Source organism: Tepidibacter thalassicus DSM 15285 (assembly GCF_900129915.1).
Taxonomy (GTDB): Bacteria; Bacillota; Clostridia; order Peptostreptococcales; family Peptostreptococcaceae; genus Tepidibacter; species Tepidibacter thalassicus.
The window spans coordinates 1-10,622 of the sequence record NZ_FQXH01000042.1; the positions used below are offsets into that span (position 1 = coordinate 1).

General features: G+C 24.8%; 10 protein-coding genes. All 10 read right to left on the bottom strand.

Features of this window, described 5'->3' with window-relative positions; translation table 11 throughout:
• Positions 1-438 precede the first annotated feature (438 nt).
• A complete protein-coding gene (gene cmr5 / locus BUA19_RS11095) occupies positions 439-864 on the bottom strand; it encodes a type III-B CRISPR module-associated protein Cmr5 (protein ID WP_072726497.1) in 426 nt (141 codons plus the stop codon).
• The gene (cmr4, locus tag BUA19_RS11100; protein ID WP_072726499.1) at positions 865-1,698 is read right to left on the bottom strand and encodes a type III-B CRISPR module RAMP protein Cmr4; all 834 of its coding nucleotides are present in this window, start codon (positions 1,696-1,698) and stop codon (positions 865-867) included.
• A gap of 5 nt (positions 1,699-1,703) precedes the next feature.
• Entirely contained in the window at positions 1,704-3,080 is a 1,377-nt protein-coding gene (locus tag BUA19_RS11105; RefSeq protein ID WP_072726501.1) for a hypothetical protein, read from the bottom strand.
• Positions 3,081-3,082: 2 nt separating this feature from the next.
• Positions 3,083-4,231: a type III-B CRISPR module-associated Cmr3 family protein gene (locus BUA19_RS11110; RefSeq protein ID WP_072726503.1), complete on the bottom strand. Its 1,149-nt coding sequence runs from the start codon at positions 4,229-4,231 to the stop codon at positions 3,083-3,085.
• Positions 4,232-4,234: 3 nt separating this feature from the next.
• Positions 4,235-5,947, bottom strand: coding sequence for a type III-B CRISPR-associated protein Cas10/Cmr2 (gene cas10 / locus BUA19_RS11115; RefSeq protein ID WP_072726505.1), 1,713 nt, complete (start codon positions 5,945-5,947; stop codon positions 4,235-4,237).
• Positions 5,944-6,846: a type III-B CRISPR module RAMP protein Cmr1 gene (gene cmr1 / locus BUA19_RS11120; protein WP_072726507.1), complete on the bottom strand. Its 903-nt coding sequence runs from the start codon at positions 6,844-6,846 to the stop codon at positions 5,944-5,946. Before cmr1 ends, cas10 begins: the two co-directional genes overlap by 4 nt.
• Positions 6,830-7,837, bottom strand: coding sequence for a type III-B CRISPR module RAMP protein Cmr6 (gene cmr6 / locus BUA19_RS11125; protein ID WP_072726509.1), 1,008 nt, complete (start codon positions 7,835-7,837; stop codon positions 6,830-6,832). Before cmr6 ends, cmr1 begins: the two co-directional genes overlap by 17 nt.
• Positions 7,838-7,848: 11 nt before the next feature.
• A complete protein-coding gene (locus BUA19_RS11130; RefSeq protein ID WP_072726511.1) occupies positions 7,849-8,175 on the bottom strand; it encodes a type III-B CRISPR module-associated protein Cmr5 in 327 nt (108 codons plus the stop codon).
• A 1-nt stretch (position 8,176) separates the two neighbouring features.
• On the bottom strand, positions 8,177-9,115 hold the full coding sequence (gene cmr4 / locus BUA19_RS11135) for a type III-B CRISPR module RAMP protein Cmr4 (protein ID WP_072726513.1): 939 nt from the start codon (positions 9,113-9,115) through the stop codon (positions 8,177-8,179).
• Between the two features lie 225 nt (positions 9,116-9,340).
• Positions 9,341-10,622: PD-(D/E)XK nuclease domain-containing protein (locus BUA19_RS11140; RefSeq protein ID WP_072726514.1), on the bottom strand; the 1,282-nt coding region annotated here is incomplete at its 5' end.

The window sequence follows — 10,622 nt, forward strand, 5'->3', positions numbered from 1 at the left end:
CAATGTAGGAACAACAACTTCAAACCTTGTAATTTCAAGCTTTACGAAACATCGGTTCAAAATCTCAAATATTTTTATAGGAACAAAACTTTTTATTGATAATATCATTTATATTTTTTACATTTACATTTTAATTTATCAGCAATTTTAATTACCTTTATTGTTCATATATACCTAATAACAAGTAATATTTTACCATATAAAACATCAACAATCAAACACAAAAACTGCCATGGCTGACATCAAAATGTTAATTAAATATCTTCTATATTTTTATTATTCTTTACCATTACTTTCTGTATAATATTTATTTACGAGAATAGCTTTTTTTATGTATTAAATGTATTACTAAATATTTTCACCATAACATAATAAGCTATTCTCTTTTTATTTTTTCCTAAAATAATTTCACCTAAAAATAAACTAGCTAATATTTAATTAATTTTCTATCACATCTAATATTTCAGAAACAGCAAAATTTTTAACTAAAAGCAAATACGATAATATATCTATTGTAACGATATTTTGATATTCAATATTATCATTAAAATTTCTATCATTTAACAATATATCTTCAATTATATCTTCAACAATTGGATTGAATTTATCATTATAGTAATTATTTATACTATCATATATATATTTATAAACATTGTCATTCTTCCCTTTTATAAAAACTAATGTATTTATTAATCCATTCACTTTTATCATAGTAGGTATTCTAATTGAATAGCTTCTAAATTTTTCAAGTTGTATTTTCCTTTTATTTTTTTCATCTTTGAATTCTTTTTCTATAAAATTTCTTACCATCAAGAAAGCCTTCTGTATTTTCATTACTTTTTTATTATTTAACCTGCTATTCAACTATTCTCCCTCCTCTGACAATATTCTTAAAAATCCCTTACCTAATGTCTTGTTACCACCAATTTGAATTTTAGTCCCCCTAATTTTTTTCATAAATACATCATTAAAATAATCTTTATCTTCTTTTTCTTTATTATCAATCAACTCAAAATATACTACATTCATATACAAAATTGACTCTTGTGACAAATACTCTACTGTAAATAACCCTTTATCACTAGCTGTACCTGTTTCACCTATCTTATTTCTCGTTACTATCTCAGTACAATTTGATACAAAATCAATAAAATTATCATCTGATACTATTGCTACCTTATCTATATATGGAATTATATTCTTACATTCTTCTATACAACTAATATCTAATATTTTACTATCAAATATGTATTCATCAAGCATAACAAATTCTTCATTCACAGATAATATATTATTAAGTATATAACATTCACCATTATTTATAAAATTAATTTTTTCATTTAATAATCTCATAAATATATTCATTTTATCTTCTTTATTTTCTTCAACTTCTTCCAAGTACCTCTCTATAACAAATGGACAAGTTATAAGTGCAAATATTCCCTTTGCAGATTTAATAGGAAAAAATAATAATCTAGCATCAGTAAATCCAATAATACCTGCATTATCAGTTTTACCAAATAATATATCTTGTTCTTTTCCTGTAAATAACTCTCTAAAACACCCTTTCAATCCTGAAGCTTCTATTTTAGGAATACCAGTTGTAACTTCCCTCTGAATTGGCATATCAACAATACCTGTATCTTCTCCTGCTCCTGCATGTATAGCTGTGATAGCACTCATATATATAGGTTTCATTATTTCTACTCCTTCCCCGTTACATCCTCAAACAATTTTTCTAATTTTGTGTCTAGCTCATCTATTCCCCACACATCTATGTTAGACTTCTTTGCTGCTTCTATAGCAGAATATATATCTTTACAAACATTTTTACTATCTTCTCCATTAGTATATTTTCTGCTATCAAGCTTATCTTTTTGTTCTATTTCAATAGAAAGTAATGGTGTAATAACTATAGGAGTTCCATATACCCCTCCTACTGCATAGCTAGTATAATGTCTTGCCTTTGCCACTTCGCCTGTCATTCCACCACTTTTACATTCAAAAATTATCAACTGCCCTGCCTTTGTTAAAAGCACAACATCAAATTCACAAAATTGTTTTTCCTCCTTTAATTCATCATAGTTATTTCTTATTTTCAAGCTATGTTTTAAATCTATAAAATACCCCTTTAATTTATCATCTTCTCTTATCTTTTCATTTATAATTTCTTTAATTTTCTTAACAATTATAAACTCTAAAAGATATCCAAATTGATATTGATTTTTATTTTCCTCTTTCTTTCCTTCTTTCTCAAAAATTCCTTCTTTTAAACATTTCATAAATTCATATTCTTTAATTATATTTTTCCACGCTTCTTCTCCTACTGGTACTCCATAATTTTCTCCTTTTTTCTTATTTGTAGCTATCATATTCAATCTAAATTTTTGTGAGTTTATATCTTTATAATTATCATAAAATTTATCTAAAAGCTTATCTATTTTTTCACTTATCACATATTTTCTATTTAAATAATTAATACATTTATTCCCTTTACCATATAAATCAAACCCAGCTAGCTTCATAGCCTTTTCAATAGTTAAATCTTTAATTTCATATTTTTCATCATATTTTGTATACTTTATTTCTCCATTTTCACCACATGTTCCTATAATTATGTCATTAGTATTTCCTTCAAGATAAATCATTACATCTTTTTTACCATCTGCATATCTTTTTCTAACTATTTCTTGTATAGCTACAACTGTACTTCGCTGTCCTCCTGTTATATTCCAAAGAATTTTATTTAGACTCTCTATTTTACTATTAATAAAATCTTTATATTCTTTGAAATCAAACTCTCTTTCTAAAATTATATTGTTCTTAAACTCCTTATTATCTAAAATTTCATTCTTATCAATTTCATTATTATCCTTTAAAACTTCAATTAAATTTTTATCCCAATTATCACTATTAAATTGTTTTCTACTTCCTTTGCTTTTAACTTTTATATTGATTATCTTACCGATTTTTACTCCTTTATCTTGCAACATTTTTAACGGTATATAATTCACAACTTGATTTAATGTTGAACATATAACATAAGCATCATAATTTTGCACTAACTGCTTTTCATTCATTTCTACTCCCCCTTAAATATAGATAAAACAAATCTATTAAATCCTCTATAGCTATTTTTTTCACTAAAATCTATAGCTTTTTCTATTTCATCTTTTATATCCTTTAAACTCTTGCCTTTTACATTTTCAAATTCAAGTATATATACACATCCCTTTTTATTTGCCTTCATCATTGGCTTAGGTCTTTTTCTTAGCATATCATAACCAGCAATATAAATAGGTTTATCATTTACTATACCAACAACTTTTGCATTTATATCCTCAATCTTCGGAAAAAATGCCGTTTCTTCAAAAATACTCTCTGTAGTCAATACAAGTTTTACATAGTTGTTTTCCAAATTAATATTTTCATAATATTCATTTAATTTTTCTATAGAATAGATTTTTCCATTTATTATCTCAAGTTTTGCCAATTTTCCTTCTCCACCTAACTTTATACAACCAGATGTAAGTTCTATATCCTTATCTATTTCATATTCAATCAAAAATCTAAATCCCTTATCTATAAATTCAGAAGTATCTATTCTATATAAATTTCCTTCTTTACTTGTTCCGTATTTATTTAACTCTATACCTACCTTATAAAATTTTTCAAATATATTATTCTCACTTATCAGTAATCCATTTCCTCTTTTACCTTTAGTATAATATCTTAAAAAGTCTAAAATATTTATATAATAATTATCAGCTCTATTATAATCCTTAATATTTTTCATTAAATATTCTAGTTCAACTTCATTATTACAACAATATTTTTCCTTGATAAATTCTCCATACTTTATTTCACCTTCCTCATCAACAAAAATATCTAATGGTGCAGGAATATAAACATCATTTCTTCTTTTATCATAAAGATATATATTCTTAATTCTCAAATAACCCATTAATTTTAATTCTACATCTTTGCTTAATCTATTTAATTCTTCTATAACATATTTATTTTGTCTAAGTTTTTCAATTTTTTGCCTTATCTCATCAATCTCATTACTTATTTTAGGATTTCGCCTTATAATATGACTAAAAATTGCTCCATAAATAGTTGATGGATATGGTGTATTCATCCCAGATAGCCATCTACTTATCCCTTTTTCAAACGGCTTGCCATCTCTAAAAAAAAGGCTATCATATGGTTTAAGTAATAAATATCCCATTTTTTATTCTCCTTTTAAAAGTTCTCTTGAAATATTACTTATCACATGCAAAAAATTAAATACATTATTATAATCAAGTCTATATGAATTTGCTCCTAGCTCAATAGTTCCTTGATTTAGTAGCTCAAGTAATATATCTACCACATTTAACTCATCTTCACTTTTTCTTGCCAATAATCTTCTAGCCTCACTTTCAAATATCTGTTTCATATTAAGCATTTCTCCATACTCTATTACTGCATCTACTTCCTTTAAATTCATTTCCAACTGAGTAATAAAACTTTTAGATATATTATTTTCTTTAAATTCATCTATAAAAGCTTTCAAAATATCTACATTTATTTTTATTGTATTTTTAAACATTGTAGTTCTATAAGTATTACTTCTCGTAATAAATGTAATTGCTGTTCCATTTTTAGATATAACTTTACTTAATTCACTTTCTTTAAACTTTTCTTTCACTTGTTCTAAAGTAGATGTTGTAATATTTATTACATTTTGCAAAGGTGTTGTATAATGAGCTATTGTAATAGACTTTGATATAGTCAATTTTTTATTATAATTTTTAAGTTCAGTATTTATTCTTTCTACACCGTTATCTAACAATTTTATAACATTAAATAATTCCTCTAAAGTAACAAATAATAAAAAATCATCTCCACCTGTATATATTGTCCTTCCTAATTTTTTATCAATAAACTCCTTTTCAATAATTTTTCCAAATTCAATAATTTTTTCAGATAAATTTTTTTGCTCCGTTAAAAAATCATCTGTTTGAAAATAATTTCCAGACATCCATTTCCCTAAATCATCAATATCACATTTTACTAATGCATAATATTTTGTAGGTTCATATTTTGAAAACAACTTTTCATGATAATTTGCAAAAATATTTTCACATGTCTTAACCTTGTCATTTTTTTTTACTTCATTTAGTATGACATCTCTATAATAATAACATGCTTTATCTAATTCAGTAGTTTCCAACATTTCTTTTATTTTATTCTTAAATTCCTTTAAACAAATTTCATCATTTTTGTTTTCCCAACCCATTACTGCTATACCAACAGTAGATGGAAAATTTTCTTTTTCACTTTCTTCACTATAGATTCTCTTTAACCAACAACTATAACAAAGATGTTCTTCTTTAAATAAAAATTTTTTAACATTTCTACGACCACATAATATGCATTTTTTACCAACCTCACCTGTTAAATAATGATTAAAACTCCTTACATTTTTATACATTTCAAGTTTTTCATATAACTCATTATATGCTTTTTTATAATCATCACTTTCTACCTTTACCGAATATATATCAAAAACATCACTGATATGCTCTTGCAATATTTTATAATCTCTTTCTTCTATATTAAATTTATATTTAATTTTTTTTACAAAATCATCAATCACCTCTTTATAAATTCTTATCACTTCATTTTCAATATCACTAAATATACTATTATTTCTACGAAATTCAACTATAAAATAATTTGGGATACTCCTGCCTTCTTGACAATATTCTTCTATTTTCATACTCGGTAATATAATTTCTATATCTATATATGTATATTTACATTTTAAATATAATTTTTCTACTATTTTCCTCAATATGTCTCCTATAATTTTCGAACTGTTAAAAAAATCTTTTATCTTGCGAGATTGTGCTATATATGACTGTACAGGTCCTATGGTTACTAATAAATATTGATTCATTTTATGCACTCTCCTATTATATTTGATACATATCGCTTATATTTATAATAATTTTCATTATCTTCTCTTATTTGAGTATTATAAAGTATAGTAATAATAGGTATAACACTATTTGTATCCTTCTTATAACATGCACTTATATATACTGGACAAGCATACCTTTTTGTATTCTTGTATTCATTTTTTTTATTAAAATTCTTCCATATTGCTCTTTCTATATTTTCTTTATAAATATTAAAACTCACTTCTTTTCCAATAAATATTTCTTCAACATACGAAAACCCACAATTTGGTTTACACTCTTTTTTTCTTGCAATTACATTTTTTTCTAAAATATATTTAGACTTTGCTACTTTGTATATATTTCCAAAAATCTCATTTATTTTATTTTTTAAAAAATTCAAATTTATACTTAAATAAATATTAGAATTATCAATTCTAAAAACTCCATAACCACGTCTTATTCTTTGTCCAACCCCACCAAGAATTGAAACTATCTCTAATAAGCTATAATACTTATTAAAATTCCAATAATCTATCTGACTCAACACCTGAGGATACTTTAAAATTAACGACATTTCAAATTCAACTTTTTCAAAACCTCTAATGCCATAATTATACTTTTTTATATTTCTATTTTTGATATTTTTCAACCTTATACTAATCGGTGAAGCATTTTTCTTTGCATCTCCAAAAATTTTACCCTCCATAGCCCTCATTTTATTAAAATAGTCAAGCTCATCATCTTCTTTCACCTCAAAATAACTTAAAGCCCTCCACCAAAATCTCATTGCCGACTTAAATTCTGGTATTCTTATTTCTGGACTTTTCCCATCTCCACCATGAGATAACATAGGAGTAACTGATGAAATTTTTATATTTTTAATCTTCTTTTCCATCATCATTACTCCCTTCTACCTCAAAATATCCATAACCCACTGCTTTTTTTGCTCCTAAAGCTTCATTATCTAAAAATTTGCTAAAACTATTTCTAATAATTTTTTCTACATCTTTACAAACTTCTTCTTTTATAAATAAATTAAATTTAAATTTAGCTTCCTTAATAGTTATAAAAAATATTGGTTTTGGCTTTTTATCATCCATAGGAGCTTTATTTTCACTATAATAATCTGAATAATGAGGATTTATAATATCTTTTGCAATTTTAAACCCTTTTTCTGGATAAATATCAGTGAATATAAGTTTTCCTTCTTTTTCTTCAGTACCAAATAATTTATCTATTATATCATCATAATATACTTTTTTACTTCTATCTTTCTTATATAACATATAATCGTTCTCCATAAAATTTCTATATGCACCTTTAATGGTACTAGCTGGAATATATGGTATACCATATAAGTAGTCTAATTTTATTGAAGTTTCCCAGACCGATACTTCTCCAAGTCCTATAACCATAGAAGAATATAAACTTATTGTTAAATTTTTAATTATTTTTTTATATCCTAAATTAGTCAACATTGATGTCTTATTTCTTAAATATTTTGATATTTTTTCGTCATAATAAGTAATAGTTTCAACTGTTAGATTACATGGCTTAACTTTATCTTTTTTACAATTGTAATAAAGCAATTTATTATACATTAAATTGAAATTTTCAATTTCTTTTTTCCCATTAATAGTTGGAATTTTAATGTTTTTACATAATGAATTCTTCTTAACTTCTTTTTCCTTATCTTTTATATCCTTATTTTTATTAACATCACAATTTCTATAGCATTTCATATTTAAATATAAATAATTTTCCTTTAAAATTTGCTTTGTTTTAGTATTTTTATTTTTCTTTTTATCATCTTGCTCCTTTATCCCATATTCCTTTTCCAATTTTTTTTTGATTTTATTATCTAATAACTCCTTTATATTTACCATAAATACCTCCACTACATCGTTTTAAAATAAATTTTCAATTGGCAGGCAAATTCATAAAACTCATGTGTATACATTAAATACTCTCGATTCAATTCCTTATGCATATTAAAAACATCAATCAACAGAGTATCTTTTTTTGAAATTACCTTGTAATAATCACCAAGCATTTCTAATATAATTTTTTCTTTATTCTCTAAATAAATCAATGTATTAAAAAATCCATTATTTCTAATCATAAATGGCATATCTTCAATATGCTTAAATTTTTCTTTATTTTTCACACTTTCTTTAAAATACTTATGTATAAACCTTATTTTTTCATCATTAGAAGTAATCATATTATTCTCCTCCCAATATTAATTGAGTTATTCCTTTTCCCAAAGTTTTATTTCCCCCTAATTGAACATATTTTTTTTCATTTAGAATTTCTTTTATATAATTAAACTCATTGACTACTAATTTTTTATTCTCTAACTTTTTTTTCATCTTTTCACATAAATATTCTTTTTCCTTCTTTGTGTTTTTTTCTCTTTCAGTCATCATAAATTTACCTACTGAAACAAATCCATACATTATTGTTTCCATAGGAAGATATTCTTCTGTAAATAAAGCTCCTTTTTCAACTATACCGTCAATACCTATTTTTATTCTAGTATTTATTTCAGTATACATTTCTGTAAAAAACTTAAACTCGTCATCAGAAAGTATAATAATTTCTTCATTCACAATTTTATCCTTTAAATAACCAGGTACATTTTTATCTTTTTTTATATTGCTAATAATTTCATCTAAAACTTGAAGTTTTTTAATTCTTTTAAGATTAAATTTAAAATCCTCTAAAATAACGTCAACAGTATCTTCAATTTTATTCTGAGAATAATATTGATTTTCTCCAACAATATTAATCTCTTCATTTCTTTCCAAAAATAAATTATAATCCTTTATAAATCTATTTAAAACCAAAGGACATGTTATCCATTTAAATATTCCTTGCACTGATTTTACTGGAAATAATAAAATTTTACCATCTGTAAAACTAATACATGATGAATATTCACTTCCATCAACCTCTGGTCCAAATATTGCATTGGTTAAATCTTTATCCTCTCTTTCAAATATTTTTCTAATCGAACCTTTTATCCCTGAAGCCTCAAGTTTTGGAAACCCCGTTACTTTTTCACGCTGTATAGGCATATCAACCACACCAATCTCTGTATCACTCCCCATATGTAATGGTGTTTCTACTCTATAAAATAATAAAAAATATTTATCTATCATTTTGCCCCTCCTAATTACGTACTTTATATCTCTATATCTCTTTTTGTTTACAACCTCAATGATTTTTTATTTTATAACCATTTTTACATATTCTCCAATAATATCCAAATTCCTTCCTTAAAATATGTCAAAAATTTAAAAAACCGTCTAAAACCTATTCGGTTTTAAACGGCTAACATTAATTTCTAGTAACCCTACTTAACAAAACTCCCCTTTATAACCTTCTTATCCCTCAACTACTAAAACTTCTTTTCCTTCAAATGCTATTCCTAGCTCTATTATATTTTTTATGCCTATATCTAATAATTCCTGCTTGTAATTTTTTTCTTTTATCTGCTTTAATGCATTTTTTGCAGCTATATCTAAAGTTTCTTTATCATCTTTATCTACTTTCTTAAATTCAATTATTATCCCTAATTTACTTTTATCTCTTGGAATTAAAGCTACATCATATCTTCCATATCCACTTTCTCTATTTGACTTTACTTGATAATCATCACAAAGCGCTACAAGCATACCAAGTACAAAAGCGTGATATACCTTTTCACTTTCTTTTGCTGTATCAAAGTAACTAATACTGTTTAACACAAATTCTTTTAATATTTTTCCAAACGTTTTTATATCTCCATTTATCAAACTCTTTAACATAACATCAAATTTATCATTATTTATACTTTCACTAAACCAAGACATAATTATTTCTTCATATAAATAATTTACTTCTAAATTAGGAATTTTTAGATTACAATAAACCCTACCTCTCTTAAATTCTTCTTTAACTACCTTTAAATATCCACTAAAAAGCAAAAAACTCCATACATTTTCACTACCTTTATCTATATCATGAATAACTATATCCTCATTTATAGTTTTTACTATATCTTTTCCTTTTATTAAATCTTCCAATTCTATTTTTATTTTTTCTCCTGATTTTGCAAGCACACCCTTAACCAAATCATTACTGCTCGTATTCACCCAATAAGGTCTAAATCCTTTTTCATGATTTTTCACATAATTCAGTATTGACCATGGATTGTATATTACATTTTCCCCAAATATATATCCATTATACCATTTTCTAACTTCATCCATTTCAAACTCTATATTATAATGCTTTAATATTTCTTCTACTTCACCTTCTAAAAAACCAAACTTATCACTATAGTAATTGTTTAATATTGTACAAACCTCTAAATTGTTTAGTCCCGAAAATATACTTTCTTTCGCTACTCTTAATATTCCAGTAAGCACTCCCTTTTGCAAATACTCATTATCTTTAAGAGCACCACTCAAAAAATTTCTCATAAATTCTATTATTTCTTTATAGTATCCACTTAAATATCCGTTTTGTATTGGTGTATCATATTCATCTATCAACACAATTGTTTTTTGATTATAATATTCACTTAAAAACTTACTTAAATTTTTAAGGGTTGTTTCGTATTCAACTTGAGATGCTCTCTTATATAATATGTTTTTAAAATATATCTCATCTTCTTCATTTAAA

Bases quoted from the DNA above. Each gene is read 5' to 3' on its own strand.
- cmr4 (WP_072726499.1), bottom strand. From the start codon at position 1,698: ATGAAACCTATATATATGAGTGCTATCACAGCTATACATGCAGGAGCA.
- BUA19_RS11105 (WP_072726501.1), bottom strand. From the start codon at position 3,080: ATGAATGAAAAGCAGTTAGTGCAAAATTATGATGCTTATGTTATATGT.
- BUA19_RS11110 (WP_072726503.1), bottom strand. From the start codon at position 4,231: ATGGGATATTTATTACTTAAACCATATGATAGCCTTTTTTTTAGAGAT.
- cas10 (WP_072726505.1), bottom strand. From the start codon at position 5,947: ATGAATCAATATTTATTAGTAACCATAGGACCTGTACAGTCATATATA.
- cmr1 (WP_072726507.1), bottom strand. From the start codon at position 6,846: ATGGAAAAGAAGATTAAAAATATAAAAATTTCATCAGTTACTCCTATG.
- cmr6 (WP_072726509.1), bottom strand. From the start codon at position 7,837: ATGGTAAATATAAAGGAGTTATTAGATAATAAAATCAAAAAAAAATTG.
- BUA19_RS11130 (WP_072726511.1), bottom strand. From the start codon at position 8,175: ATGATTACTTCTAATGATGAAAAAATAAGGTTTATACATAAGTATTTT.
- cmr4 (WP_072726513.1), bottom strand. From the start codon at position 9,115: ATGATAGATAAATATTTTTTATTATTTTATAGAGTAGAAACACCATTA.